General features: G+C 52.0%; 31 protein-coding genes. 14 read left to right on the forward strand and 17 right to left on the reverse strand.

Going from position 1 to position 25436, the window contains the following annotated elements:
• Nucleotides 1-50 precede the first annotated feature (50 nt).
• From GOW92_RS22600 to GOW92_RS22635, 8 genes are all read right to left on the reverse strand, one after another.
• A complete protein-coding gene (locus GOW92_RS22600; protein ID WP_170565363.1) occupies nt 51-437 on the reverse strand; it encodes a type II toxin-antitoxin system death-on-curing family toxin in 387 nt (128 codons plus the stop codon).
• Entirely contained in the window at nt 434-658 is a 225-nt protein-coding gene (locus GOW92_RS22605; protein ID WP_170565367.1) for an AbrB/MazE/SpoVT family DNA-binding domain-containing protein, read from the reverse strand. Before GOW92_RS22605 ends, GOW92_RS22600 begins: the two co-directional genes overlap by 4 nt.
• Nucleotides 659-1621: 963 nt before the next feature.
• On the reverse strand, nt 1622-2767 hold the full coding sequence (locus tag GOW92_RS22610) for an ABC transporter permease (RefSeq protein ID WP_170565369.1): 1146 nt from the start codon (nt 2765-2767) through the stop codon (nt 1622-1624).
• On the reverse strand, nt 2764-3690 hold the full coding sequence (locus tag GOW92_RS22615) for an ABC transporter ATP-binding protein (protein ID WP_170565372.1): 927 nt from the start codon (nt 3688-3690) through the stop codon (nt 2764-2766). Before GOW92_RS22615 ends, GOW92_RS22610 begins: the two co-directional genes overlap by 4 nt.
• Nucleotides 3687-4646 (reverse strand): HlyD family secretion protein, encoded by a 960-nt coding sequence (locus GOW92_RS22620; protein WP_254453120.1) that lies wholly within the window; start codon nt 4644-4646, stop codon nt 3687-3689. Before GOW92_RS22620 ends, GOW92_RS22615 begins: the two co-directional genes overlap by 4 nt.
• 113 nt (nt 4647-4759) lie before the next feature.
• Nucleotides 4760-5650, reverse strand: coding sequence for a haloalkane dehalogenase (locus tag GOW92_RS22625; protein ID WP_170565375.1), 891 nt, complete (start codon nt 5648-5650; stop codon nt 4760-4762).
• Nucleotides 5647-6084, reverse strand: coding sequence for a GFA family protein (locus GOW92_RS22630; protein ID WP_170565378.1), 438 nt, complete (start codon nt 6082-6084; stop codon nt 5647-5649). Before GOW92_RS22630 ends, GOW92_RS22625 begins: the two co-directional genes overlap by 4 nt.
• 1 nt (nt 6085) lies before the next feature.
• Nucleotides 6086-6463: a hypothetical protein gene (locus GOW92_RS22635; RefSeq protein WP_170565381.1), complete on the reverse strand. Its 378-nt coding sequence runs from the start codon at nt 6461-6463 to the stop codon at nt 6086-6088.
• Nucleotides 6464-6580: 117 nt separating this feature from the next.
• Between GOW92_RS22635 and GOW92_RS22640 the strand changes: the two genes are divergently transcribed.
• From GOW92_RS22640 to GOW92_RS22650, 3 genes are all read left to right on the forward strand, one after another.
• Complete coding sequence (locus GOW92_RS22640) at nt 6581-7174, forward strand: TetR/AcrR family transcriptional regulator (protein ID WP_170565385.1); 594 nt, start codon at nt 6581-6583, stop codon at nt 7172-7174.
• A 402-nt stretch (nt 7175-7576) separates the two neighbouring features.
• Entirely contained in the window at nt 7577-7750 is a 174-nt protein-coding gene (locus tag GOW92_RS22645) for a hypothetical protein (RefSeq protein WP_170565388.1), read from the forward strand.
• Between the two features lie 53 nt (nt 7751-7803).
• Nucleotides 7804-7947, forward strand: coding sequence for a hypothetical protein (locus GOW92_RS22650; RefSeq protein ID WP_170565391.1), 144 nt, complete (start codon nt 7804-7806; stop codon nt 7945-7947).
• A gap of 62 nt (nt 7948-8009) precedes the next feature.
• On the opposite strand, the gene GOW92_RS22655 is transcribed toward GOW92_RS22650, so the two are convergent.
• Nucleotides 8010-8219 carry a hypothetical protein gene (locus GOW92_RS22655; protein WP_170565394.1) on the reverse strand — a complete coding sequence of 70 codons (210 nt, stop codon included), beginning with the start codon at nt 8217-8219 and terminating at the stop codon, nt 8010-8012.
• Between the two features lie 138 nt (nt 8220-8357).
• On the opposite strand from GOW92_RS22655, the gene GOW92_RS22660 reads away from it, so the two are divergent.
• Both GOW92_RS22660 and GOW92_RS22665 read left to right on the forward strand, forming a co-directional pair.
• Nucleotides 8358-8996 carry a DedA family protein gene (locus tag GOW92_RS22660; protein WP_170565397.1) on the forward strand — a complete coding sequence of 213 codons (639 nt, stop codon included), beginning with the start codon at nt 8358-8360 and terminating at the stop codon, nt 8994-8996.
• Between the two features lie 369 nt (nt 8997-9365).
• Nucleotides 9366-10913: an arylsulfatase gene (locus GOW92_RS22665; RefSeq protein ID WP_170565401.1), complete on the forward strand. Its 1548-nt coding sequence runs from the start codon at nt 9366-9368 to the stop codon at nt 10911-10913.
• A gap of 318 nt (nt 10914-11231) precedes the next feature.
• On the opposite strand, the gene GOW92_RS22670 is transcribed toward GOW92_RS22665, so the two are convergent.
• Together GOW92_RS22670 and GOW92_RS22675 are read right to left on the reverse strand one after the other, a co-directional pair.
• Complete coding sequence (locus GOW92_RS22670) at nt 11232-11537, reverse strand: hypothetical protein (protein WP_170565404.1); 306 nt, start codon at nt 11535-11537, stop codon at nt 11232-11234.
• Nucleotides 11538-11575: 38 nt separating this feature from the next.
• Nucleotides 11576-12142: a hypothetical protein gene (locus GOW92_RS22675; protein WP_170565407.1), complete on the reverse strand. Its 567-nt coding sequence runs from the start codon at nt 12140-12142 to the stop codon at nt 11576-11578.
• A gap of 747 nt (nt 12143-12889) precedes the next feature.
• Here GOW92_RS22675 and GOW92_RS22680 point away from each other — a divergent pair.
• Together GOW92_RS22680 and GOW92_RS22685 are read left to right on the forward strand one after the other, a co-directional pair.
• Entirely contained in the window at nt 12890-14878 is a 1989-nt protein-coding gene (locus GOW92_RS22680; RefSeq protein WP_170565410.1) for a hypothetical protein, read from the forward strand.
• 486 nt (nt 14879-15364) lie between these two features.
• Nucleotides 15365-15562 (forward strand): hypothetical protein, encoded by a 198-nt coding sequence (locus GOW92_RS22685; protein WP_170565413.1) that lies wholly within the window; start codon nt 15365-15367, stop codon nt 15560-15562.
• 40 nt (nt 15563-15602) lie between these two features.
• Here GOW92_RS22685 and GOW92_RS22690 read toward each other — a convergent pair whose 3' ends face one another.
• Both GOW92_RS22690 and GOW92_RS22695 read right to left on the reverse strand, forming a co-directional pair.
• The gene (locus GOW92_RS22690; RefSeq protein WP_170565416.1) at nt 15603-16571 is read right to left on the reverse strand and encodes a hypothetical protein; all 969 of its coding nucleotides are present in this window, start codon (nt 16569-16571) and stop codon (nt 15603-15605) included.
• 72 nt (nt 16572-16643) lie between these two features.
• Nucleotides 16644-16820: a hypothetical protein gene (locus GOW92_RS22695; protein ID WP_170565419.1), complete on the reverse strand. Its 177-nt coding sequence runs from the start codon at nt 16818-16820 to the stop codon at nt 16644-16646.
• 930 nt (nt 16821-17750) lie between these two features.
• On the opposite strand from GOW92_RS22695, the gene GOW92_RS22700 reads away from it, so the two are divergent.
• Nucleotides 17751-18011, forward strand: a complete 261-nt coding sequence (locus GOW92_RS22700; RefSeq protein ID WP_170565422.1) for a hypothetical protein — start codon at nt 17751-17753, stop codon at nt 18009-18011.
• A gap of 31 nt (nt 18012-18042) precedes the next feature.
• Here the strand turns inward: GOW92_RS22700 and GOW92_RS22705 are convergent, their stop codons facing one another.
• Nucleotides 18043-18534: a hypothetical protein gene (locus tag GOW92_RS22705; RefSeq protein WP_170565425.1), complete on the reverse strand. Its 492-nt coding sequence runs from the start codon at nt 18532-18534 to the stop codon at nt 18043-18045.
• Nucleotides 18535-19152: 618 nt separating this feature from the next.
• Here GOW92_RS22705 and GOW92_RS22710 point away from each other — a divergent pair.
• The 3 genes from GOW92_RS22710 to GOW92_RS22720 all read left to right on the forward strand — a co-directional run bounded on the left by GOW92_RS22710 (nt 19153) and on the right by GOW92_RS22720 (nt 19979).
• A complete protein-coding gene (locus GOW92_RS22710; RefSeq protein WP_170565428.1) occupies nt 19153-19344 on the forward strand; it encodes a hypothetical protein in 192 nt (63 codons plus the stop codon).
• A 52-nt stretch (nt 19345-19396) separates the two neighbouring features.
• Entirely contained in the window at nt 19397-19639 is a 243-nt protein-coding gene (locus GOW92_RS22715) for a hypothetical protein (RefSeq protein ID WP_170565431.1), read from the forward strand.
• Between the two features lie 139 nt (nt 19640-19778).
• A complete protein-coding gene (locus tag GOW92_RS22720; RefSeq protein ID WP_170565434.1) occupies nt 19779-19979 on the forward strand; it encodes a hypothetical protein in 201 nt (66 codons plus the stop codon).
• Nucleotides 19980-20177: 198 nt separating this feature from the next.
• Here the strand turns inward: GOW92_RS22720 and GOW92_RS22725 are convergent, their stop codons facing one another.
• Entirely contained in the window at nt 20178-20636 is a 459-nt protein-coding gene (locus GOW92_RS22725) for a DUF2799 domain-containing protein (protein WP_170565438.1), read from the reverse strand.
• A gap of 121 nt (nt 20637-20757) precedes the next feature.
• Nucleotides 20758-21651, reverse strand: a complete 894-nt coding sequence (locus GOW92_RS22730; RefSeq protein WP_170565441.1) for a lipid A-modifier LpxR family protein — start codon at nt 21649-21651, stop codon at nt 20758-20760.
• Between the two features lie 498 nt (nt 21652-22149).
• Between GOW92_RS22730 and GOW92_RS22735 the strand changes: the two genes are divergently transcribed.
• From GOW92_RS22735 to GOW92_RS22750, 3 genes are all read left to right on the forward strand, one after another.
• Nucleotides 22150-22473: an H-NS histone family protein gene (locus GOW92_RS22735; RefSeq protein WP_170565444.1), complete on the forward strand. Its 324-nt coding sequence runs from the start codon at nt 22150-22152 to the stop codon at nt 22471-22473.
• A 948-nt stretch (nt 22474-23421) separates the two neighbouring features.
• Nucleotides 23422-23895, forward strand: a complete 474-nt coding sequence (locus GOW92_RS22745) for a cupin-like domain-containing protein (RefSeq protein ID WP_170565447.1) — start codon at nt 23422-23424, stop codon at nt 23893-23895.
• A 178-nt stretch (nt 23896-24073) separates the two neighbouring features.
• Nucleotides 24074-24352: a hypothetical protein gene (locus GOW92_RS22750; protein ID WP_170565450.1), complete on the forward strand. Its 279-nt coding sequence runs from the start codon at nt 24074-24076 to the stop codon at nt 24350-24352.
• A gap of 37 nt (nt 24353-24389) precedes the next feature.
• On the opposite strand, the gene GOW92_RS22755 is transcribed toward GOW92_RS22750, so the two are convergent.
• On the reverse strand, nt 24390-25205 hold the full coding sequence (locus GOW92_RS22755; protein WP_217356572.1) for a hypothetical protein: 816 nt from the start codon (nt 25203-25205) through the stop codon (nt 24390-24392).
• Nucleotides 25206-25436: the final 231 nt, after the last annotated feature.

Below are 25436 nucleotides of genomic sequence, written 5' to 3' on the forward strand. Positions count from 1 at the left end.
AGCGCCGCTGCGAGTATCGGCTCTCGTCATACCGGGTTCATCAACGTTGCTCAAAGGGGCAATGATTGCTCTTGGAGCCAATTTGCAAACTGTTCTTCGGAAACATCCCCGGTGGCCAACTCTTCCATCATTCTGACACCCTGAACAGGGTCTGGGTGGAAAGAGAACCCGTTCAGGCGCAGAAATGTAGCTGCGGTTACAAAGGCAGTACGTTTGTTTCCGTCCACAAAAGCGTGCGCTTTCGCAATTCCAAACGCGTAAGCGGCAGCAATATCTGACAGGTCCGCATCAGTGTATGCGGCCAAGTTCATCGCTCGAGCGCAACCCATTTCGAGAAGAGCTACGTCTCGTAATCCTGGTGCTCCACCATGCCGCGCGATTTGACGGTCGTGGATTACGTTTATTGCGGCGAGCGGGACCCAGTTTAGGTTCTTCACGCAAGTGCCTTCAAAAGATCTCTGTTTTCATCCATGACTATCTCTGCGGCAGCAAGCGCTTGAGCGACAGAGGGATCATGTGCCATGATTTTTAACGCGCCATCGTCGCTTCGCACCACGAAAAGAGAGTCGCCCTCCTTGACGTCCAAAATAGTCAACATTTCAGTTGTCAATGTCATGACCGCTGAATTGCCTACTTTACGAATCTTGGTTTCAATCATGGCAGGTCTCTCCGTATATTCATATGTATATACCACAAGACTTGATCATTCAAGCTTTGCCGCGTTCAAAAATTGCTAACCTCGGCTTTCGCAAACAACTTACAGTGGTTTAAAGTTTCTGATGAATACTGACGGGATGAAATAGAGGTACGGGTGAACTGTATGGCGCTGGCCACAGGCTATTGAACTTCAAAAGGTTGGACGTCCAGCGAGACAGAGAAAAGGTCTATCTTAAGTGTATGCTCCAAACAATGAAGGCAAGGTATGCGATGCCGTAGTCAGAGTTCTTGAAAGATGGACGCAAGAGACGCGAGCGGATGTCCGATATCCTGACAAGCAGGGCGGCATCCCTCCTGTTGACATGCGCTTTCAACTTGGCACCCAAGAATATGCAATTGAACACACGAGAATTGAATCTGTTACAAACCAGATCAAGAGCGTCACGGAAGCAAACCGAATAGTCAAACACGTCAAAAAAGCCTTCCCGGACCCTTTCCCAGGCGTTGCTTATTATGAATTGCATTTTCCTTCAGACGTTTGCGTGCCGAAAGGCAGAAGCCGACTTGCGCTTTCATCTCTTGTCGAATGGACCCGCGCAAGACCTCAGTTATGGAGAAGAATTCCTCTAAACTGCGTCTATGGTTAGCCTGAACGGGGCTTTGGTGAATCCTTTCGCCACGGACCTTTTTCTTGGTTTCTTAAGCAACTCGGGATTGGCAATGCTCCGTTGGGAACGTCCGGTTTGGGCCAAGACTGTTCAAAAACAACCATTTAACCTACGGCAACTTTGTCCGCATTGTGGCCACTGATGCACTGCGCAGCGAACGACTGCTTCGAGCCCACTTTGACCGATGCAGCGCGATGCCCCAATCGCAGCAGTGCGCAGAAAAGTGACTTTGCAATGTCTTGGGTACAGGTCGTAACAGAAGTCTATTTTTTTCAGTATTCCAGGCCTAGCCGTCTTCAACCCAACCGTTTCTTGAATCTTAGAGTCGCCGCCAGCAACCCGAATGCCGCAAATCCGATCATCCAGAGAATTCCCCAGCGCAACTCGTATAGCGAGGCGTCACGCAGGACCACGCCGCGGATCATGTCCATGAAGTGGGTTGCCGGCAGGACCTGTGCGATCATTTGGACGGGTTGTGGCATACCGTCGAAGGGGAACATGAAGCCCGACATTAGGATCGAGGGCAGCAGGACAAAGATTGTCATTTGCATCGACTGCAATTGGTTCTGCGCAAGCGTGGAAATCACCAGCCCAAGCGACAGGCTGGCGATGATGAACAACAAGGTCACCACAAGCAAAGTGCCCAATCCGCCGTTTATCGGGACATCGAACAGAACGTGCCCGAGGCCGAGGATGATCGCGACCTGTATTAGGCCCAGAAAAATGTAGGGGATGATCTTGCCGATCATCAGTTCGATCGATTTGATCGGGGTGTTGATCAGCATCTCCATATTGCCCCGCTCGCGTTCGCGAACGATGGCGGCTGAGGTGAACAGGATCATCGTCATGGTCAGGATAACGCCGACAAGACCCGGCACGATATTGACCGCCGACCGCTGCTCGGGGTTGAAGTAAAGCGTCACCTCGAACGTCGGCACCTGCCGGTTTGGTGCTTGTTTCAGCAGTTCTGTTAAAGGCATCGTGCGCAGGGATTTGATTGCGCTGGCCACCATCGTGTCCGAGCCATCGACGATCCAATGTGCAACCGGTCGGCTGCTTGTTTGGTCGGTTGTGTTGGCCAAGCCCAGCCCGACGGACGGGCTGCGGGCAAGGCGTTGGCTGACGTCCCTAGGGATGATCAGCGCGGCACGCACGCGGGACTCGGTGATCGCGCGCTCGGCCTCCTGCGGGGTGGTCAGCTCTTCGGTGATGGTAACAACCTGTGTGGCTTGAACGATCTGTGCCAGCGTACGCGACAGCTCGGTTCTGGACTGATCCACCAGCGCGACGGGCACGTGTCGCAGGTTTGTGTTGATCGCGTAACCAAACAGCAACAGCTGGATCAGCGGGATCATTATGACCATGGCAAAGGTCATCCTGTCCCGCCGCAGTTGGAGCAGCTCTTTCTTCAGGACAGCAGCGATGCGGCGTGGCGAGATCACTGTTCTGGCCCCCGAGTGGCGCTGACGAACACGTCTTCCAGATTTGGCCGCTGCGGAGTCAGGGACAGGTCGGCAAACGCAGCAAGTTGGCCGCGCAACATGTCCACCGGTTGAGGTTCGGATTTGTCCACCAGCACACGCAGCCGCGACCCGACTTGCGCGGTCGACAGGATCTTGGGCTGGCCGTCCAACGCGTGTTTGACCTTGCGCAAGTCCGGGCCTTCAACCTCGACAACATCGGCTTGTAAATCATCCATCAACTGGCGCGGAGACCCGTCTGCCTTTTTCACACCGTGTTGTAGGATCGCCAGTCGGTGACAGCGCTCGGCCTCGTCCATGAAATGGGTCGACACGATCATTGTTGCACCCTGATCTACGAGATCAAACAGCTGCTCCCAGAACGTTCGACGGGTTTCGGGATCTACAGCCGAGGTCGGTTCGTCCAGAAACAGCAGTTTCGGCCGGTGCAGGACCGTCGCCGCAAGGGCGAGTTTTTGTCGTTGTCCGCCGCTCATGCTGCCACTGAGCTGATGCACGTTGGCCGTCAGGTCGTAAGTATGAAGCAGCTCGTCGATCCGGCCTGCTGCCGATTTCGCTGGAATGCCATAGATATCCGCCGCGAACCGGAGGTTTTCCAGCACTGTCAGGTCGCGGTAGTACGAGAAGATTTGAGTCATATACCCGATCTCGTTCTTTAGCGGCTCAGCCGCCTCGGGCATCGACCGATCCAAAACCGTGATCGCTCCGCTGCTGGGGGTCAGCAGGCCGGTCAGCATGCGCATGGTCGTTGTCTTGCCGCAGCCGTTGGGGCCGAGAAACCCGTAAATCTGGCCCGTTCTGATCTCAAGGTCCAAATTGTTGACGGCGGTGTTTTCTCCGAACCGGCGGGTCAGACCCTGCGTCGAGACGACGATATCACTCATGGCATGGGGACCTGCACGGGTACTCCGGCGGGCAGGTCCGGGGACGCGGTGGGCAGGTCAATCTCAGCCAAGTAGACAAGCCGGGTTCGGTCGTCCTTGTTCAGCCCGTAATAGGGGGTGAAGGACGAGTCGTCGCTGATCCACCGGATCACGCCGTCCAACGGATCGGCCAGCCCATCAACGCGCACTTCCAGCGTGTCGCCGGGCTTCAGATTGACGCGATGCGGCTCAGGCACATAGACGCGCGCGTAAGGCGTCTGGCCCGTGACCATCACGGCAACCGGGCTGCCGGATGTTACTCGTTCACCCAAATTCCACGGCAGGGAATCCAGCACGCCGTCGCGGGTGGCCGTAACCGTCAAGTCGTCCAAAACGGTTTGCTCCGCGGAAACCAACGCTTCGGCGGCCCGTACGTTGGCTTCGGCAACCGCAAGGTCTTCGGGGCGGGTTCCGTTTTGCAGTTCTTTTAATGACTCTTTAGCGCTGGCCAACTCGGCACGCGCAGAATCGCGCAAGGCCAGGTCATTCGCCACCTGAGCTTCGGCGACGACTGAGTTCTCGACCAGTCTGGCGTTTCGGTCATAGATGGCTTCGGCGTCAGCCAGCCGGGCAACAGCACCTGCGACCTTGGCCTCGGCAATCGCGATCTCTTCCTCTCGCGGTCCCACCTGCAGTTTCAGAAGCGTGGCCTGCGCCTTTTCCAGTTCAGCCTGCGCCAGTGCCAGCTTTGCGCTTTGCAGAGTGGGATCAAGCTGAACCAGCGTGTCGCCTGCCTTGATCACGGTGCCTTCGGCAATCGGTAGATCGACAACGATTTCGCTGGCCGTCGCGGTCAAGGCTACCCGGTCGCGCGCCAATACGCCCAAAGCGACGCTGGTATCGGACCCAGAGCACCGGTCCAGAAAGGCGGGCAGCACAGCCGCCAGGATCAAAGGTATTGGGATCGTCAGATTCAACAGGGCCTCCTGCCGGTGATTGGTCTTTAAACGCGTTGGATAATAGTCAAAGCATACAATCAGGAAATCTGATTTATGTATACGGCTCATCCGTTACACGTGGCAGCACGGGTTCATGCAGGCAGTCGCCCCAACCACTCCTCCAGCTTTTCTCCGATCAGATGGGGATTATCTTCCTGCAGGAAATGAATGCCTTTGCCGATATCCACCACTTCGAGGTTCTGGATGGTCTGATGGCACCAGGCGACCTCTTTCGGCCCGATGGTGCCTCCGGGCGTGGCGTAGAACATCAGCATCGGGGTTTGTGATTTTCCCAGCCAACGGCTGTAGGTGCTGACGATCTCATGAACGTCCGAAGGTGTGCCGTCGATCGGTATTTCACAAGGCCACACCCGAACTGGCTTGCGACTTCGCGCTGTGGGAAAGGGCGCACGATACTGCGACATTTCTTGCGGGGTCAAATCACGCACTATGGCATTTGGCAGGATTTTTTCGACGAACATATTCAGCCCCGAGATCATCATCCACCCCAGACCGGGTGTTCGCATCATGCGAAACCCGGCGCGGAAATCCGGTGGAAATCCAGCCCAGATCATTGGACGCACGACACCTTCCATAAATGCGATGCCTCGTATGTTCTTAGGATGCCGGTACGCATAGTGGAACCCCAATGCGGAGCCCCAATCATGAATGACCAGTGTCACGTCCTCTAACCCCAGCGCCTTGATAAAGCCGTCAACATAGGGAACATGGTCGACAAAGCGGTAGGGAATATCCGGCTTATCCGACTTGCCCATACCGATCAGATCCATTGCGATAGCGCGGTTCTGCCGGGCAGCATAGGGGATGATGTTGCGCCAAAGATAGGATGAGGTCGGATTGCCGTGGAGAAACAAAACCGGCGCGCCTTCGCCTTCGTCGACATAGTGGATGCGCTGCCCATTCACCTCGACATACTTCGAGTCAAACGGGAAGTCGGGTGAGATCTCTTGTTCGGTGCTCATTGTGCCGCCCTTTCAGCTTTGTGCGTTTCTTCGATCAAACCCAGCGCCTCATCATACCATGCGGGGCGGGACGGCCAGCCGACAATCGCGTTAACGGGTTGGGGCGGCGGGCGTGATAGGCTGCCAACGGGGACAACCAGAAACTTGCCGTTCCGTGTCTCGAATGGCAGCGTCGTCCCGCAGTTTTGGCAAAACACCCGACGAACTTGGGAATTGGGCACGTCAAAGGTGGTCAGCATGTCTTTGCCTTTCAGCCACTCGATCTGATCGGGCGTGGTGAACGCATTCGCAACATGGGCCGAGCCCGAGGCCCTTTGGCAAAAGCTGCAATAGCAGAGTTTGAAGGCAGCCATGTTGTCCTGCACCCGATAGCGCACTGCGCCGCAGATACATTGCTCCTCGATCTTGTTCGGGTGAACCATCGGAGCGCTCATCTTAGCCGCGATGCGCAAAATACGCGCGGACAGATGTGGTGAAGGTCAGGCCCATGCTGATGATCGCGATGACAAATCCGATGACCGCGGTGGCCGGGATCGAGACCAGAAAATCAATGGCAATCGCAGCGCGGATACCGATCAGGCTGCGTTTGAGGATGGACGCAACGATGCAGGAAAACGTCACCATATACCCCAGCATCGTATAGAGCATCAGGTTGGCGGCCTGCGGGCCGACCAGCTCTCCGACCTGTAGCCCGTAGAACTTGAACGCGGCGAAGAAGCCAAAGGCCAGCAGGATCTTCAACGCGTTCAGAATGAAGATCACGCGCAGAGTGATGGGCTTTGAGGCCCCGGTTGTTGGGTCTATGGCGGTCATATCTGGTCTCCGTTTCAGTTGGGCCAAGCGGCGTTTGCAGCCGCGCGCCCACAATGCTATCCATGTGGATAGGAATTTATTACTATCCATGCGGATAGAAAATGCAAGGAGAAGTCTGTGGCGCGAAAACGCAAGACGGATCACGACAGTGCCGTGGCAGGTGCGCTGGACCTGTTCTGGCGGCGCGGATACCACGGTGCCAGCACGCGGGAGCTTGAGCAGGAGACGGGGCTGACCCGGTTTACATTGCAAACCACCTATGGCGGGAAAGAAAAGTTTTTCCTAAAGACTTTGGATACTTATCTGGACAATGCCGAGGCCCGACACTTTCCCGACCCCGACACCTATTCGCTGGATGATCTGGCTGGTTGGTTCCTGGGTATCGCGTCAACAGAGCGGATGCCAAAGATTGAGGATGCTGGTTGTCTTGCCTTTAATTCGATTAGTTCATTCGACCGCTCTGATCCCGAGGTTAACGCACGAATCGAGCGGTACCTGACCGCACTGGAGGGGCGGTTTGCGGCGATACTGAGCCGGGCAAAGGATGACGGGGCGATCCGTTCCGAGGCCGATCCGGATGAGGCCGCACGGGTGCTGATCGGTTTTTTGCTGGGTCTTCATACGATCATGAAAGCTCGAACTTCAGATCAGTTTCCGCGGAGCTACGCCGAGGCGGCGGTCGGGCTGATTGAAGGATGGAAAAACCAGTAAGTTATCCAACGTACAGGCGCGCCTAACCTCTTGCAGCGTAAGAACTGCGCGCCTGCAGCGAATTTCTGGATGGTGGACTGCCCCTGCTGTATTCCGGTTGGCTGTTGAGTGACCGCTTTGGTGAAGCCGTAGTGCAGCGCGCGCAGCTTGCTCAACGGCAGGTTTGGGCCGTCATCACAAAAAATCTAACGAACTGACTTATCGGAAGCTTTGTCCCGCGTTGCTGCCATTGGTGAAGATAGGTGCTGCGCTCGCAGCGAAGGTCTGCTTGTGGCCCCTTTTAAACCTAACAGATCTTTCAAAGACCGAGAAGCTCTGGGCATGCCAGCTTGAACCCAACTACCAGAATCGCGGATCTTCAGGTATGGAGTCTCATGTTGATTTCTTTTTTGAGGTATTGCCATGACTATTGTCCGCACTCTGACCGAGTACCGCGCTGCGCTCCGTGAGATTGAGTACCTATGGGGATCTGAGCCGAACACGGAAGAGGGTCGGAAACTGGAAGAATACCTGTCGGCGGTCGATCAATACGAGCAGCTGTCAAATGTAGCGCCTGAGACACTGACACATGTTTGACTCTTCGGCGTTGTGCATGCGTGGAGGCTGCCAACCGTCTTGGGAGAACGGGAATGAATAGAAACTTTATGGTAATCGCTGCGGTGCTGGTTGTTTTACTTTTGGGCCTCACAATGATGACGTCAGTTGAGGAGGGTGTGGGAAGTGAAGAAACCGCCCCAGCTGCAGAAACGGAAGCAACAACTGCTACGGAATAAGCTCCCCTCTGGACCTTAAAGGCGTGTAACGGCGTAGCGAGCGTCCGAACCAGACCAATGTGTCAATAGTAGTAGTGACGATAGAAAAAGGGGGCCTGCGGGAAGTCAGCGTATTGGCCGGTTTCTCGAAGGTCTTTTGCGACTTGGGCATCGACCTCCCTTTGCTTCTTACGCGCGTGTTCCTTTCTTTTACGTCTCGCAAGCCTTCTTTCTGGCGAGGCGAAGAGGGCGCGCAGAAAGCTCATGCGAGTTTCCTTGTCTGTAAAAGCCATTTTAGTTCCTCCCGCGGTCCGCAGTGAATCCATGACTTTTAACTGGTACCTAAAAGTTGGTTGTTCTCTTCTAAATCATTAAGAAAAGTACATCGAACAAACCGCTTTGGGATCATTTCGGTAAGGCCGGGTTTTCAGATGCATCACTTCGCAGATAACTTCGAAAGTCTTGTTGAGAACTACGGACTTTTCGTACTTTTCCCCACGATTTTTTTTGAGACCTTTGGACTACCTCTTCCTGGAGAAAGCGCCTTAGTGGCTACATCGGTGCTTGCAGCAAAAGGAACTCTGAACATTTTCGCGGTTGCAGCAGTTGCCAGTCTTGCAGCTATAGCTGGCGACAATGTTGCATACCTGATTGGGCGAAGGTATGGCCGCGCTATCATCCTGGCGTATGGTTCGCGTTTCGGCATTACCGAGACGAAGTACAAAGCTGTAGAACGCGCAACAAACAAGTATGGTGCCTATGTAGTGGTCTGGGCGCGCTTTTTTGTATTGCTGCGGCAGTTAAACGGTTTGGTCGCCGGATCAGCTAATATGCCATGGGTAAAGTTCTTTTTGGCAAATGTTGCGGGCTCTGTGCTGTGGGTGGTGTTCTGGACATCTATTGCATACCAGTTCGGACATCGCGTCTCGCTATTACCCGATGTCCTGCATCATGTTTTACCGATGGGTGCCGTCTTGGCTCCTATAGCCTTGGTGCTGGTGTTTGTGTTTGGCCGTAGGGCTCTACTAAAACGAAAAGCGGTGGCAAAGAAACGACCCGGCGCAAGTTGAGCACAGCTTGCTCGTGGCATTGTCTTTGGCTTGAAGCGGCAACATGTCCCGCTTTTCGGACCTCCGTCCGTCTTCCAGCTTCGCTCGCGCAGCGAATGTCTCCTTTGACGGGCCGCGCCGCAGCGACGAAACCCACCGATCAACGGCAGCTAAGGGCCGCCAAAGAAAGCGGCCCTAGTAATCAGATTTCAGTGTTATGATGCCGACTGGTTCCGAGGGGCGTTGAAAGACAAAAGGATGCGCGTCTGCATATCCAAGCTAGCTTTTGATTTACTACCTAGGATTGTTCAAAAAGAAATACTTTCAATCAAAAATATCAATTTATGCTAGTTTGTTTGGCGTTAAGCAAAGAATTTTGGGAGAAAGAAAATGAAATACAGAATTAAATCCTGTATCGCGGCAGCCCTGTTTGCCGCAACGGCTACAGCCGTTTACGCGCAAGATGAGCCGCCTATGAACTTCCTGATTATTTGGGGGGATGACATCGGTTATTGGAACATTAGTGCCTACAACCACGGCATGATGGGCTACCAGACACCCAATATCGACCGCATAGCTAAAGAAGGTGCGCTTTTTACTGATTGGTACGGGGAGCAGTCTTGCACTGCCGGTCGCGCAGCTTTCATCACAGGACAATCACCCATCCGTACGGGACTGACAAAAGTCGGCCTGCCGGGTGCGCCAGAGGGCATGCCCGTTGAAGATCCCACCATCGCCGGGCTTTTGAAAAACCACGGCTACATGACGGGCCAATTTGGTAAAAACCATCTGGGTGACCGGGACGAGCACCTACCCACAAATCACGGTTTCGATGAGTTTTTTGGAAACCTCTACCACCTCAACGCAGAAGAAGAGCCCGAAAACCCGGATTATCCGAAGGATGAAACCTTTAGGAAGAATTTCGGCCCGCGTGGGGTCATCAAATCGACCGCAGATGGCTCGATTGAGGACACTGGGCCGCTTACAAAAAAGCGCATGGAAACTGTTGATGAGGAAGTCACAGCAAGCGCTCTGGACTTCATGGATAGAGCTGTCGAACAGGACAAGCCTTTCTTCCTTTGGTGGAATTCCACGCGCATGCACATTTTTACGCATCTTAAAGAGGAATCTGATGGGGTAACCGGCCTTGGGGTCTATCCCGATGGCATGGTGGAGCATGATAGGCATGTTGGTGTGCTCCTTGATAAACTTGATGAACTCGGAATCTCCGAAAATACCGTTGTTATGTATTCCACGGACAACGGTGCCGAAACGTTCACCTGGCCAGATGGCGGTACAACGCCTTTCCGCGGCGAGAAGAACACCCAATGGGAAGGTGGCTATCGTGTCCCAACAGTTATCAAATGGCCGGGCGTTATTGAGCCAGGTTCCAAGATCAATGGTGCGGCATCGCATACGGACATGTTGCCAACAATAATGGCTTCTGTTGGTGAACCCGATATCAAGCAGAAGCTTCTAGCAGGTGATGTTGACGCCATCGGCCGTCAATACAAGGCACATCTGGACGGCTACAACCTTCTTCCGTCTTTCTCAGGTGAAACCGATGAGTGGCCGCGCAGTGAATTCATCTATTGGACCGACGATGGCAGTGTCGCCGCCCTGCGCTACGAACAATACAAGGTGACATTCCTCAAGCAGAACGCGCATGGTCTTGATGTCTGGCTATCGCCTTTCGAAGTTCTGCGCGCTCCAATGCTTTCGAATTTGCGCAGCGACCCGTTTGAAAGGGCCGAAGAAGAAAACGCGATGGGCTATCAACGCTGGTTCCTGGAGCATATGTTCGCCATAGCCCCAGCCGCCGCATATGTTGGGCAGTGGTTGCAAAGTTTCGAAGAGTTTCCACCACGGCAAAAACCGGGCAGCTTTAACCTCGACAACGTTATGGAAGAGCTCACCACCCGTGCGGGCAACCAATAGCTCTTTTGGAACGGAGAAAGGAGAGTTTGGCAGTTTGAACGCGACGATACTAATCTTTCAAAACAAGACTTTCCCCCTTGGAATGAAAATCAAGTCAATTCAAGGGGGAGCAAGATGACTGCTTGGTCCGTTTGCCTGCCAATTGCCATCTGGTGTTGAACGTCAGGAATGTGCAGTTCGCGACGTGCCGCACAAAGCACAAAAGCTTGGTTGACGGCAGCTGACCGCTTCGTAGAGCTTCCCTGCCTTTCCAGAGTGGCATGTCCCCCTGATGTGCTGGCAGATTTGACTATTAGGCAGATGAAACCCTGACGTTCTTCAGATGACCGGGTATTCGCGGTCTGCGATTTCGTCGAATTGTAACCGCCACTGATGGGCCAGTGCCGCACCACCGCCGGTCTTGATACGCCGCAATGCATCGGCAACACCTAACACAGATGACTGCACGTCCGGCTCTTTTCGGGTTTTCGCCCAGGCGGACAAAATGCTCAACAGAACTTCAGCCCGCTCGACATCTCCGCGTCCTGCAGCAGAAACCAGCATCATCCAGGCGTGATGGGACTGGTTGTTTTCGATAAACCGGAGCCAGGCAGCTTGCGGAATGGTCAACTCTGAATACTGCACTTTGGATCTCCGTTGTGACGAAAGCCGTTAAGCCGGATTCAAAACCACCCCACAACGTAAATGCAACAGACAAAGATTGTTGGCCTCAGGAAGCTCAGGCTGCGCTGTTCTACTCCCTGGTGGAACACGTCACGCACGATCGGTATTGTTGCAAAGATTTGAGCCCGTTGAGTCGTTTCAGCAATCGCTTGTGAGTCAGGCGGCGAGCTCAGCGAACTGCTGAAATGGACAGAGGCCGGGCGTGAGTGGGCAGGGGTCTCTGCTAGCTTCTGGATAGCGAAACCGACAACGATCAGATGTCGCGAAAGATTTGGATCGCTATCGGTGCCAAGGACTGGAAACCCGAAGTCAAATATCCCCCGCTCCGCTTTGTGAGGTTCCGAGTGTCCGTCATCAGGGGTTTTGGGACAGAAGGCGGCCTGAGCTAAGAAACGGTTTGGCCCCTGACTATGCGACGGATTTGCGGTGAAGCCAGCGCCGGGTTTCGAGCCCAAAGCGACGGCGTTGGGCAGGTGATCGCGCAGGAACGCCGCCGTCCGATGCGGGGCCGACAACAGCGCCCGGAACAGGACGTCATGCGGTGTGGGAATATCCGATGGTGCCATAGGGCCTTCCAATGCGGTCCGCCACTGCTTTGGTGCCAGTTTCCGGAGCCCGGAACCAGATCAAATCTTACCTGCGGGATCTTAAAAACACTTGCAACGAATCACAACCTATGAGGGAATCTGCCGCATAGGCTGAGTGGGCCTGGATGAGAATGTGGGATTTCATTTGGGATGTCGCATTTTCAGGAACAACAAACAGAAACGAGCAGGGGGTACGGATGAAGTCCGATGACCTCTGTGGCTCTCGACTCTCAAATCTCACGGCTGCGCAACAGCAATATGCACAAGGGTGGCCTGCTGCGCCCGCCCGGGTCCGGCAGGCTATCTGCGGCCGGATGTTCAGGCACTCTTTCGACGGCATTGATCGGGCTTGGAAAGAGCCCGTGCTCGCAACCCGCAACCGCGGCTCATGCTGGTGCAGGTCTGAAACCACCCGCAGGTACTGATGTGACGGATCACACCGGGGTCTCGCTCAGGTTGTATTTTTCGGTGCCGCCTGCCTCTCACGGGAACCAAGGCGTGCGGGCAGCTCTCCGCACCACGCCAGTATATTGCACTGACCTCACCGGCGGGCCCATTCCGCTTTACCTGCATCAAGACCATGACGAGGGTCGAGTTGCCCCAGCCAACGAGTTTCCGGGGGCAGGAGCGGTTCCCGGGTTGCAGACCCAAGCTTTCGGAAAGGTCACGCAGATCCAAATCTCACAACCCCTATGTCCCGCCGGACAATCAACGTAGGAGAATGACATGACCGCTGCAAATTCCAATCGCACCATCACTCGCATTGATCCTTATACGGGTAGTAGGATTACAGAAACCTTTGACGCCAACGGCAATCTGCTGGCCTACGCATACGATTTGGACGCGGACGGCACCATCGACCGTGAGTATGCCAACACCTATGACGCGGCCGGTCGGCAGATAGAACAGGTCATTTCGAAGGATTTTGATGATGACGGTACCTTCAACCGCGTCGAGGCCAATACCTATGATGCAGCCGGTCGGCCTATAAAACAGGTCGTTTCGAGAGATATTGATGATGATGGCACCTTCGACCGCATCGAGACCAGGACCTATGACACCAACGGTAATGTGCTGATCGGAGCATACGATTTTGACGCGGACGGCACCACCGACCGTAAGTACGACAATACCTATGACGCGGATGGTCGGCGCATAGAACAAGTGATTTCGTTCAATACTGATGATGACGGCCGCTTCGACCGCATCACCACCAATACCCTCAATGCCAATGGCAAGGTGCTGACCGGAGAAGACGATTTGGACGCGGATGGCATCATCGACCGTAAGTACGAAAATACCTATGACGCGGATGGTCGGCGCATAAAACAGGTCATTTCGACGGATTTTGACGATGACGGCACCTTCAACCGCGTCGAGGCCAATACCTATGATGCGGATGGTCGGCGCATAAAACAGGTCATTTCGAAGGATTTTGATGATGACGGCATCTTCAACCGCATCGAGGCCAATACCTATGATGCAGCGGGGCGACATGTTAAACAGGTTGTTTCGAGAGATATTGATGATGACAATACCTTCGACCGCATCGAGACCAGGACCTATGACACCAACGGCAAGGTGCTGACCGGGGCATTCGATTTTGACGCGGACGGCACCACCGACCGCAAGTACGACAATACCTATGACGCGGATGGTCGGCGCATAGAACAAGTCATTTCGTACAATACCGATGATCAGGGCGGCTTCGACCGCATCACCACCAATACCCTCAATGCCAACGGCAAGGTGCTGACCGGCGAAGACGATTTGGACGCGGATGGCATCATCGACCGTAAGTACGAAAATACCTATGGTGCGGATGGTCGGCGCATAGAACAGGTGATTTCAAAGGATTTTGATGATGACGGCACCTTCAACCGCGTCGAGGCCAGGACCTATGATGCAGCCGGTCGGCGCATAGAACAGGTGATTTCGAAGGATTTTGATGATGACGGCATCTTCGACCACGTCGAGGCCCGCACCTATGACGCGGCCGGTCGGCGCATAAAACAGGTCATTTCGGAAGATGATGATGATGACGGTCGCTTCGACGTCATCACGACTTATACCTATGACGCTGACGGCAATATGCTGACCGAAACTATCGATAATGAAGGTTATGAAGATGATTATGACGGGTACCGTATTCCAGGTTCTTTGGATATTTTTACCTATGATGCTTACGGAAATGTGCTGACCTACGCATGGGATGATGACAAGAATGGTAAACCTGAGGCGGTTTTCACCTATACCTACGACACCGCCGGCAATGTGCTGACCCTAACATGGGACCAATATACCTATGACGCGGACGGTCAGGTCATTAGAAGCTTCCGTGCGTATGATACTGACTATGACGGCGGCTTCGGCACCTTCGAACATATCGAGTATCACAGCTTTGGCACTGCAGTTGATACCATTGAGAAAATGGATTCACATTATACCTTTGCTCGTTTGGAAACGATAACCCTTTCCGAAGGTGCATCGCGTCTGGTCCTTAGTGATTCAGTTTTGAGCCAGCTTGCGGGTGGTGATGACAGTTATCGGGTTCGGATTGATGGTGATGAGCACGACAGCGTTCACTTTGGTCAAGGTATCCGGGACTCCGGGCAAGACGTGGAGATCAACGGTGAGCAGTACGATCTCTACACGGGAACGATCGGAAGCGTCCTCGTCGATCCCGATGTGACGGTTGAACTTGTCGCTGTCTGAAACAGGGCTGCCCTGAACGATGCGCCGCCCAAGCCCCAGCTATGCCACACGTGGTTGGTGCGGCGTGGGTTGCCTACCACGGGTTCTCAGTGAAAACCCCGACCGGCCAACGGATCAGACGAAATGCAATTCAGGGTTCTGCTGGCGCAGGGCGAACGCCCCTACCCTGCCCCGCGGGACTTCGTAATCGCCGCGATCGACAGGCTTGTGCCCCTTGGCATTGGCTCAACCAGAGCCTCGTCGCTATCAGAAAGCGGATGGGCATACGGGTCGAGTGATCCAAGATGGTACCGCCCATCACCCAGATACGGGGGGTCGCAATAAGACGGCCCTGTCATCCTTTGCATTCGCAGGTGGTTGTAAATTTCGGGAAAGAGCCGCTTCTATGCTCTTTCGTCTGGTATCTGGACGAATACTCAGAGAAGGGGTGTAGCCAATCCACACATCCTTGACGCCTTGGCGAGGTGGGTTCGACCCGGTGTCGACTTGGCGCAGGCTGCATTTGTTCTGGTTGAGCCGAGCTTGGACGATGTAGGCAATCCATTGCCAGTGCCCGCGCCGAACAAGATCACCGCCTATGTCAGTAAAGATCCGGTGTCGTTGCTTCATCGGTTAGATTTATCGCGCATCCAGGAGCGGGATTGCCTGACAAGTGTTCTGCGATTGGAACAAAAAATGATCTAATTCGCCCGGCTGCTCAGGCCGGGCTTTTTCTTTTTCTGCTCTAAAGTTTACTGCGGTATTCCAACTCTCTCAGAGCTAAATCGGACAGTTTCGCAGTGCGTTGATCTACTCCCCGGCCAAGCAGAAACTGCTTATATTCTGGAGATGTCTCTAGAAACTCTTGGCAAAGTTTATCTTCCAACCGCATTGCGTATTGCAGGTGCCTGCGATCTTCCTGGGGAAAAGGGATCGGGTCCGGAACGCGCTTCATGCAGGCAAAGATATTGGGCCCTTCACCGACGTTTACATCAGTGACTTCGAACTCAATTGCACCAATTTCCAGAAGATCCCGCATCAGAAACAAGAAACTGCTTGGGGTAAACACCCATCTGTGCATGTCAATGTACTCGGGGGGCGAAACCGCTTTTGCGCGCGTTTCGGATAATTCTGCCCACTCCCGGCGTGGGTCGGGGTAATGAAAATCGAAACTCGATATCTCGTGATCAACAACCCATTCCGAATGACCGTTGTTTGTGCATATGAGATTTGAACTGTCGTATAGCACGTCAGCAGGGTGCACCTTGTCATTTGCCCAGTATGAGCGGAGTACGTCGCCGGTTGTTGTGATCGGTCGGAAGAAATCAAACGAGAACCGTTTGTCTGGTATCGCGATCAGGACTTGGCCTTTCTCGTGCAAAACCTCCTGACAATCTTTGAAAAATCGGATGATGTCGACAAGATGCTCAAGGGCGTGGGACAGGGCAATAAAGCCAAACTGACCCTTCTGTTTTTCCGGGACCGATGACGCGAACGATGATCCCTCCACGATGTAGTCAACGTCCTCTATTCGGTCGACATCTTCGCCTTTAGTGCCATACTTGTCGATTAGTCCCTGTTTATCCAAGTAGTCGAGTGTTTTGACGTTCCATCCGTCCGTCTTTGGAAAAATGGGATTGTAGCTTGGGCCAATCTCCATCCCAGCTTCTTCTTTGCCGACAAACGAACTCAAATAGGTGTCACGGTTCTGCATAGAAATCCTTTGGCGGTGTCGTCTTAGATTGCTTCCGGGTATTTTACTCAAGCACTGGCTGCCTTTAATGGGTCACGTAAACACCAGCAGCAGATAAGCTGCCAGCGCCGCGGTTATGGAAAAAAGGACCACTGGTGGCGGGTTATCCTCACCTTTAAGTTCCCGCTGGAATTCACCTGCCTGATACGCAAGATACAGGGCCGCAACCAGCAGGAAGAAGGCAATGGCGTTTGTGGTTATCGTAATCATGGCGTCCTTGTTCGCACCTTTCAGGTTAGCCTGCGCATCCTTCTATCCTTGGAAGGCCTTGAAAGGACGTCGCTCAACTGCGCACCGGCGGAGATCGTCTCGCATTGAGCTGTGAACTGCTCGGCTCAAGAACACTCTCCATCTGTTCTTCCGACTCTCCGACACACAGATTGCCCGACATAATGCGTGCAAGAGCGTGTCGCGGGAATTTGCGAGGGTTTTATTTTCAGAGACCCTCGCCATAATTTTCTCGTGCCAAGGCCGAACAGTGGCAGAAATCTCTTCGACCGCTTCAAGCGCTCGTTTTTCATCTTTGGCAGATGTCCGCACAACATACTCATTGTAGTCGTTTTCCCGGCGATAATGATAGGTTCCGAACAGGACGGAAGTTCCGAATTTTGAATTTGGCGATATCCAAGCCTATTCACCCTCTGAAAAACCAAGACAATTGATTTGATGCATATTGGATGACATACAAACGACGCACAAGTTTAAGTTGTATTGCGGTATAACGGGAATATACAAGAGGTCTGCGTCACAACGGTTCGAGATTGTGGTTTCGACTTGGCGTCTCACTGCACGATAGCCTTCGATCAAGGCAGAGTTTTTCAACAAAATATCCCGAGTCCCACCATTCGCTACCGGGCACTGAACGTCTGGAATGAGCAGTTCGTGACTTGCTGCACTGGCGAAAGTCTGAAGCAAGCTAAATGTCCGCTAGGTCCTCCTTTCAGACATTCTCCGCACGCAGGACCAATGGCTGCTTCCGGGTTGATTACAGGAATGGCGCAGTTGATCCGAAAATGAGTTGAGCACTCTAACTGAGATCGTTTCACAGAACACCCATACTGCGACGTTCCTGTTTCGTTGGCCCTGATGTGCTAGGATAACAAACAGTTTACGGCAAAAAATGCCTTGCAAGTGTTGCGGATGTCGGTCGGGCTGGAACCGACCTGGGGACGCGCTCAGGCGGAGAGTTCCATTGCTGCAGATATCAATAGAGATGGGTTGGTTAGTGCAGCTGATGCACTCGATGTCCCACGTATCGCGGTCGGATTGCCGGGATGCCCTGATGCTGAGTGGGTTTTTCTGGATGCGAACGCTGGTCTTTCAGAAATTGCACTTAACAACACAGGCTATGAAACTGGCATGACTATGAAAACCCAGGGTGGGCTTTTTCAATTGATATGACCTCAATCCTCTTGGGGAATATTGAGCAAGTCTAATCCGGAACGGTTCCGGCTTTAGCTTTGGCAAAAGACGGGATATCCCCATTGGTTTGATCGCCTTCGGGAAAGTACTCACCAGGCCGTATTCTTCCCCCATTCGAAAGTCTCTTAATCTCATCTCTAATCGACTTGATCACACTTAGAATGCTTCTTTCAACATTTGATTGCCAGGAATGCTCACCAATAGAATTCTTCCCAAAAGAGTACTGCTTTAGAAAACAACTTATGTCACCGAAAAGAATGACTAGCTGTTGGTCGCAGAATAGTTCATAAAAATCGAGTCGTGCCATTATACAAGCAACTTCATCAGCGACCTCCATGGAAAAATCTGAAATCAAATCGACTTCAACGGGGGACGTCAGCAGAGCGATCAGTGTACTTATGGCGACCACATCAAAAAAATTTGCTGAAGCTTCGACCCGGCCACAGCCGAACGTTAGTTGCGTTCCAAAATGGGGCTTTAGGACTGCCCATGCGATGCTCACACATGCAGGGGATTGGCCGAGTATCAGTGCGACGTCTTTCTTTTCGAATGGTGTAGTTGTTGTGCAGAACACGGATTGAAAACTCCTCTAGGTTGATTCATTTTTTAGACAAAACCTTTAAAATCGATTTAAGGGCAGCGTTCCGGATAACTTAAACTTTCCAAACGGCTCGAACGGACTCTTGGCGGTTTGAACCAGCGGGGTAGCAGTGCTCAAGATATGCCTCAAAGCCTCTCAACACCGTTCGCACATAGATTGAATGGGACCTTTGCCACTTTACCTGGTAAATCTGGTGTTCAGTCTTTCACATGTCGCATTTAGTGATAATGCCAACCGCGCCTGGGCATGGTTGGCACATGAAACGAAGCGAATTCGAGGCCGTGTTCAGCGTTACCCTTGAGCGATTGCTGGTTCCCGCCAAGTGTTTCAGATCGGCGTTGACCCCGGATTGGAAACAACAACCAGCATATTTTTGAACCAAAGAGTTCCAAATGCTACATATTGCGCCGACAACTCATTGTTTACATACGAATGACGGCCAAGTGATGCACAATTTACCAATCGTTAAGAGTTTCAATACAGTTTAGGCAAAACTTACCGTATAGGAGAGGTGACGTCATGAAGACGCATATTGGTTTCTTGACTAAAGCGAAAGAAATGAAGCTTCGCCTTGAAGCAGAAGGTATGCACTCGACCGCGGAAGCGTTGGATCAGATTATAAACACTTACATTAAAGACCATTCAGACGAGCTGCTTCTTCAAAAAGAGCCTAATGTCCCAAAAGCATACTTATGGTTAACTCGCCATTAACCACCTGGCCCCGACATTGCAAAAAACACAAAACTTCAGGGGCTCCAACGGCATGGATCATTGGTTTATCGACGCTATAGCAGAACTGGTCAGCGAGGCAGACAATGACCTTACCTCAAACGCTTTGGCTGGATTGAGCACAGTTATTGAAGTTTTTTGTGCGGAATCCAATTTTGACGAAGAACAAATTCAGACCATTCGTGATTTGATCGCACATAAGTGCGATCAGGGTCGACGAGCCAACAGGCCCAAGACGATTTCGCAGCGCGCGCTTCCATACCGTTTACATTCTTGAGAGAGTGCATTGCTCTCTGAGCAATGCTGCGAGGGCACCGATATGATACAGCTCCGGGCCATTGCAGCATAGTTGGCTCAGCCGTATTTGGGCTTAATCTTTAGGGGATCCACTATGGGACAAGTGGCAACCAGGTGTTATGGCGCTTCTGGTGTCCAGTTCGGAATTGCTGGCGCAGCAGAGTGTAGTTGACACCGAACCCGCCAAAAAACCAGCGGTTACGACACAGACGTTCTGGACGCTGCCCGACAATGAGTATCAAGGAAAAATCAATAACGCCGCCTGCTGCAAAATCTGTAGAAGCCGCGATCCACAAATGATGGCCAGACTTTTTACCTGACGACGCCTCTCAAACGATTCTTTTGGCAAAATGGCCCGGCGCTTATGCCGGGCAGTTTACGAGGGAAGTCTGAGTGTTTTTCCAAAGTCGGGTATTTCTACCACTCCTTTGGCCGTAGAATCACAGCGCCTGACACACATCATAAATTCGGATCACATCAGATCATTCCGACTATCATGGATTAGAGAACGGCCGGCTTCAATCCCGGATGTTTGCGAACCCGTTCTGCACAGCATTTAAAATGGCCGGAGTTTCTTCGCAGGCACCGATTGCCACTGCGCCAGTACGGGCCAGACGGTAGATGTTTTCTGGATCGCAATAGGACTTGATACCGATACGATAGGCCTGAAAGTATGCCTGTTTGTCAGGAGTGCGGGATCTTCGCGCGCATAGTTTTTCGTAAACTCCAAAATAGCTTCGTTCCACTCCAAGCCTGCCATCAGACAGACCCACTTCTGACCAGTCGATTTTTGCAGTGCAGGTTTCAGGTTGAAAGAGGCGCGAAAACAAACCGGGCGGCCCTTCACCAGCGCTTGCCGAATGCCCCGAAGAAAGACAAATGGCAATCAAACTCATAAGCAATGCAGAAGACCGGATGCTTATACCAAGTTTGAGCGGTTGTTTCCTGGTGGTCGTCAGTGAATGTTTGTTTTTCATTTCGGTCCCCGGTTGAGGTGCAAAATGCGCATCGATAGAGCACAGGTGGCGCCGTTTAAGTTTCGCAACTACTGGTAAGCACGGTAGAAAAAGTCTCTTGATAAATTCTTAATTTAGGTGCTCAAAAAGGAAATTCGAAAGACAGAACACCAATAGTTTGATCTTCGTACTGGGTCTCGAACTCTTTTGTGAAATACGTCAAACCAAAGAAGACTGATGCGACGGAGACTTGGGATTGAAGCCCAACACGAACCCGAGCCCGACCGCTTGTCATCTCGACGTCGGACCAGGTCGGAAAAAACTCGCTACGCGTAATGTACGTGTAGTCCGCACCAATGAGAAAGGATAAGTCTTCCATTCTGATGGAGCGATTGGGAGAGGATGGTTGCAAAAAACCCGAAACCGGATCCCGCACATAGCGCTCACTCCCGGAATATCCGCCCACAATAAGGTCAAAACCCATTCTGCCGAAGGTTTCGTATCCCGCCTGTAGACCCAAGAAAGGTCGGAAATCAACGCTATCAGAGAGGTTTAGGCTTCGAGCAAATTCGGCTGAAGCCATGCCTGTTACTTTGTTACCAACATGTTTGTGAGGCATATCTCTTGGTAGATATCCGGCAATACCAGTTACTTCGTGAAAACTCTGCTGGAAGTCAGCAATGTATGTTTGGTCGCCAACAAAAAGAACCTCTGCTCCAATATTATACTCCAAGGTTTGGTACCGGTCATTGGCGAAGACACCAAACCCCAACATCCCTACATACGGACGATCATCGTTGTTCAATTGTGCCTTTGAACCCCACGGAGAAATGATCTCGGCTCTGGCGCGAAAATCATGGGAGATTCCCGCAGTTTTCTCACCTCCGAAACCGAGGAACAACGTATAGCTCGCAGAACGCCATCGATCTCGGCCATCGCCAAAGAAGTCATTTGTAAAAAAGCTAGACTTGGTAGGCTCCGCAATACCTGCCGTCGCCGAGAAAAGCGCAAAAATCGCGGCCAAGTGGGTCTTCATTAGGTGTACCTCACTTCGAAGAGTTCAGAGACTGATCTCCAAATTGCTACTGGGTGAGAGTTAAAAATCGCCTAAGACTGTGCCTTGGCATGGGATTCGAACCAGCTTGTTTTTCAAATCGAGAACAGGATGCGCCGGTCAGACAAAAGTACTCAAGTGGCCGAGAGAGCTGGAATTTCCAGAGAATTATCTCGTCTTTGGTTAAGTTCTTCTTTGCATCGTTTTGGCGAGAAACAACCACGGCTACTGCGCTTTGCATAAGCGATTAACCCAGCTAATGCACAATCACACCTGACCCTCTATAAGCGCCTTTATGAACCGGAGATGATGTGGGGGGGGGCCGAAAGGCTTTGACGGTCGGGGCACCTTGATTCAAAGAAGGATAAAATGAACCTCACGAAGATTTCCTGTGCTGAAACTTCAATTTAATAAACAAAGCTTGCTCTTGAAACCGTTTTCTGCTTTGTCGCATTAGAACGAACGTTATCGGGGAATGAAATGACGATAGACATTAGCGGCCTTAACGCAGCGGAATTAAAAAAACTGGCAGCGAAAATCGAAAAGCGCACTGTGGAAGTGGAAAAAGAAACGCTTCAGACGGCGCTGAAAGAAATGCGCGCGATTGCGGATAAGCTGGGCGTGACATTTGAAGATGTTATTGCTTTGCATAGCGGCAAGGGCAAGAAAACTGCCACCAAAGCCGCCCCGAAGTATGCCAACCCAGATGATCCATCCCAGACATGGACCGGGCGTGGCCGCAAACCTGCATGGCTTAAGGCTGCTCTCGAAGCTGGAAAATCCATAGATGATTTGATGATTTAAAGTCGCCCATCGGTGTCATACGTCTGGAGCCTGTCCAGCTGATGGGCAGGTTTTTTAGAAAATAACTACGCTTTCGCAAATTGCTCGCCGATTGCCCGAATTTATTGACCTAATTTTATTTGCCCAAGTAGAATGTCTTAAAGCGTTCAATCGCTTTTTCTGAAAGACCGGCAGAAAACACCCGCTCAAGTGAGCCCAATCAAAAAGACCAGACATGTTCACCGCCCGTTTTTTTGAACCGTGAAGCATGCAGGCATACGAAAATCAATAACACGTGAACCTAACGCCTCAAATCAGCCTGCGATAATACAGAAATTGAATGCCTATAGGGCTATGACCCGGAAGCCAAGCGAATTCACACATGAATCCCTCGATCAAATCAACCAGGATATAAAACATCGGCCGGAATGCATCCGGAAATGATACAACCAATGTTTGAGCTGACTGCCAGTATTGAAACTGATCCGGATGATCCCTAATCCCCCTGACCGTCAGATTATTTCAATGGACCACCGTTGCCCTAAGCTTAGCAACTTATTTTGGACTTTATCCTCGCTCAATGATCTGCTCTCAATTGAGGAGAGCGAGGACGGCTCCCCACTCGATCTCTGAACAAAACGAATACTTTTTCTGAAGATGCTTGCCTGGAAGGCCAGGCTAAGCCACAAACCCATGGACTGCACCTATGAAACTTTAGTGCCCAGCGTCTGGTGTCTGGGTAGCTTGAACTGCCGAACAGCACTAATTCGTATGGCTCCAGGTCGATCTGGCTATACCTCATAGTGTCAAGCATTACGAGTTCCAGATCCCGTTTAACGCTTAGCGTGCTATGCTCGAAGTCTAAGTACTGTCGAAGGTCCACGACGCGGTCCTTGCCAAGCCCCGGTGTCGGTGCGGAATGGAAAATCGTCTCGGTAGCGCGACTTTGTTCAGGAACTGCGGGATTTCATGAGCAATCCTGAGGCCTCTGAAATGGGAGGTACTGTAAAACCTTATACAGAAGGGGCCGGTTTGCCCGAAGAAATGTGGGCAGATTTTGGGCCGCTATTTTTCGACAGGGAGGATTTCATTCCACCTCAACTCTGGCTGGGAGCGGTTCCCACTCACATACCGACATCCAGTCTTCACCGTGATCCCCATTGCGGTTTTCTACTACAGGTGATCGGAAGAAAGCGACTGGTTCTCTATTCTGCGGACCAAGAAGGATTGTTGTATCCACATAAGGCCTACAACAACTACCAACCTTGCTGGTTCAAACCGGAAAACCCGGATTACGTGATCTATCCCAAGGCAAAAGCAGCAAGGTGCATATCAGTAACCCTTAACCCGGGGGAGTTGATGGTACAGCCTGCCGGCTGGTTTCACCAGGTACATGCATTGGATAGCCCGAACATGAGCGTGAGTTATTTCTGGAGATATTAAAGAAATGTCCTGAATTCCAGGTTACGGGCGCAACTCTCAACAGGGAAACGACCGTAAAATGGGCGGTAGGTCCTCAAGCACCCCATCGCCCAATCGAGCCGCCGGTTTACCACCCGGCAACTGTCAGTAGGCAGCTTATGACATGTTTGGCTGCAAATGTGTTGGAGGAACACACAAAATGATCATCAAAGACATTCTTCAATCAAATGACATCAAGGCACCTGTCAGTTTCGGCGGTGGCGGTGGCGGTGGGGGCGGAGGTAGCAATCGCCTTCGCGCGACTCGCGGTGCACTCACCAGTTCCGCCAAAGTACTGAATCAGATATCTGAAAACCATCCAGGGTATTCCGACGTGGATATTTGGAATTTATCAGAGAACAACGAAGCACACTCGGCGGGGCATCCACACGGCGACTCATACTCGGGGTACCCAGGTGGAGACTGGGATGGAAGATAAGCGACTGCAGGCCAACCTTGCTATGGGCGAGGTTGGCCTATCTTAATGAATGAATGGCGTAAAAGTTCTCGACTGATAGATTAAAGGAGCGCTCGAAACAATTTTGCCATTGTTCGTTTTCGCCAATACACTTGTAAAATAAAAAAAATGAGCTCTTACCACTCCTTCGCAGTAAAAACTCAGCTGCGACGAACCCTTTTTGGTAGTGTAATTTGTTGTACTGGAGCCTGTCTTCAAAACGTTCCAATTCAGAAATTTTCATCGACCCCGGGGGGATTTTTTCGCGTGTCAACCGAACCAGATGCTCTAGTTTTTCCTCACTTAATCTTGACAAGTAAGCAAAAAGAACCGCCACCCCTTCAAACAACCAGGCTGGTCCAACCACTTCAGATAAAGATTGTCCCGGTCTGCGGAAACCGCCGCCCACCAATTCGTTCTGAATGATGTGAACCAGTTCATGTGCAACATAAGGGCAAAACTCTCCCCGATCGATTACACTGCGCCAGAATTCTTTGTTAACCATACAGAAGCTTATCGTATCACTCGACACAAAGAGGTTGCCATCGCTGTTTGGGCCGCACGCGATATCCTTAATTAGGCCATCTTCGATAAAGGTAATCTCTCCCGCAAAACGCTTGTCCAGGGCATCGTCCAACTGTTGATAGTCAGGTGCTACAAAAAAGGGAATTCTGTTCACGCCTTCTCGAAACTTCAAGACATCTGTTGCTTGTGCACAAGCGTCAAGGTCCTGACGTAAGGCACGCGCAAGGGAACCATCCAACCCGTCGAAAACAGTGACCTCAAAATATTCTGTGTGAAACTCAGTGGAAGATTCATCGGCTTTCTGGGCCATGGCGGAGTGACAGGAAAAAGCGGAGGCCAGCAACACATTTAACAGTGTTAATCTTTTGCATATTTGCATTGAACAACTCAGCTTAAGTCGTGCAGTTTTTGTTTTTCAGACGACGATGTCTCCGCGAATGTTTCAAATATCCGATCCGCCGGGCCCGTTGTCCAAATGATCCGGTCTCGACGCTCCGCCGGTTTGCCGCCAAAGCTTATGTTGCGGTGAATCTAATGGGGA

This window comes from Ruegeria atlantica, from assembly GCF_013032505.1.
GTDB classification, from domain to species: Bacteria; Pseudomonadota; Alphaproteobacteria; order Rhodobacterales; family Rhodobacteraceae; genus Ruegeria; species Ruegeria atlantica_F.

Bases quoted from the DNA above. Each gene is read 5' to 3' on its own strand.
- GOW92_RS22605 (WP_170565367.1), bottom strand. From the start codon at position 658: ATGATTGAAACCAAGATTCGTAAAGTAGGCAATTCAGCGGTCATGACA.
- GOW92_RS22615 (WP_170565372.1), bottom strand. From the start codon at position 3,690: ATGAGTGATATCGTCGTCTCGACGCAGGGTCTGACCCGCCGGTTCGGA.
- GOW92_RS22625 (WP_170565375.1), bottom strand. From the start codon at position 5,650: ATGAGCACCGAACAAGAGATCTCACCCGACTTCCCGTTTGACTCGAAG.
- GOW92_RS22630 (WP_170565378.1), bottom strand. From the start codon at position 6,084: ATGAGCGCTCCGATGGTTCACCCGAACAAGATCGAGGAGCAATGTATC.
- GOW92_RS22635 (WP_170565381.1), bottom strand. From the start codon at position 6,463: ATGACCGCCATAGACCCAACAACCGGGGCCTCAAAGCCCATCACTCTG.
- GOW92_RS22645 (WP_170565388.1), top strand. From the start codon at position 7,577: ATGACTATTGTCCGCACTCTGACCGAGTACCGCGCTGCGCTCCGTGAG.
- GOW92_RS22650 (WP_170565391.1), top strand. From the start codon at position 7,804: ATGAATAGAAACTTTATGGTAATCGCTGCGGTGCTGGTTGTTTTACTT.
- GOW92_RS22655 (WP_170565394.1), bottom strand. From the start codon at position 8,219: ATGGCTTTTACAGACAAGGAAACTCGCATGAGCTTTCTGCGCGCCCTC.
- GOW92_RS22660 (WP_170565397.1), top strand. From the start codon at position 8,358: ATGCATCACTTCGCAGATAACTTCGAAAGTCTTGTTGAGAACTACGGA.
- GOW92_RS22665 (WP_170565401.1), top strand. From the start codon at position 9,366: ATGAAATACAGAATTAAATCCTGTATCGCGGCAGCCCTGTTTGCCGCA.
- GOW92_RS22675 (WP_170565407.1), bottom strand. From the start codon at position 12,142: ATGGCACCATCGGATATTCCCACACCGCATGACGTCCTGTTCCGGGCG.
- GOW92_RS22680 (WP_170565410.1), top strand. From the start codon at position 12,890: ATGACCGCTGCAAATTCCAATCGCACCATCACTCGCATTGATCCTTAT.
- GOW92_RS22690 (WP_170565416.1), bottom strand. From the start codon at position 16,571: ATGCAGAACCGTGACACCTATTTGAGTTCGTTTGTCGGCAAAGAAGAA.
- GOW92_RS22695 (WP_170565419.1), bottom strand. From the start codon at position 16,820: ATGATTACGATAACCACAAACGCCATTGCCTTCTTCCTGCTGGTTGCG.
- GOW92_RS22700 (WP_170565422.1), top strand. From the start codon at position 17,751: ATGTCGGTCGGGCTGGAACCGACCTGGGGACGCGCTCAGGCGGAGAGT.
- GOW92_RS22710 (WP_170565428.1), top strand. From the start codon at position 19,153: ATGAAGACGCATATTGGTTTCTTGACTAAAGCGAAAGAAATGAAGCTT.
- GOW92_RS22715 (WP_170565431.1), top strand. From the start codon at position 19,397: ATGGATCATTGGTTTATCGACGCTATAGCAGAACTGGTCAGCGAGGCA.
- GOW92_RS22720 (WP_170565434.1), top strand. From the start codon at position 19,779: ATGGCGCTTCTGGTGTCCAGTTCGGAATTGCTGGCGCAGCAGAGTGTA.
- GOW92_RS22725 (WP_170565438.1), bottom strand. From the start codon at position 20,636: ATGAAAAACAAACATTCACTGACGACCACCAGGAAACAACCGCTCAAA.
- GOW92_RS22730 (WP_170565441.1), bottom strand. From the start codon at position 21,651: ATGAAGACCCACTTGGCCGCGATTTTTGCGCTTTTCTCGGCGACGGCA.
- GOW92_RS22735 (WP_170565444.1), top strand. From the start codon at position 22,150: ATGACGATAGACATTAGCGGCCTTAACGCAGCGGAATTAAAAAAACTG.
- GOW92_RS22745 (WP_170565447.1), top strand. From the start codon at position 23,422: ATGAGCAATCCTGAGGCCTCTGAAATGGGAGGTACTGTAAAACCTTAT.
- GOW92_RS22750 (WP_170565450.1), top strand. From the start codon at position 24,074: ATGATCATCAAAGACATTCTTCAATCAAATGACATCAAGGCACCTGTC.
- GOW92_RS22755 (WP_217356572.1), bottom strand. From the start codon at position 25,205: ATGGCCCAGAAAGCCGATGAATCTTCCACTGAGTTTCACACAGAATAT.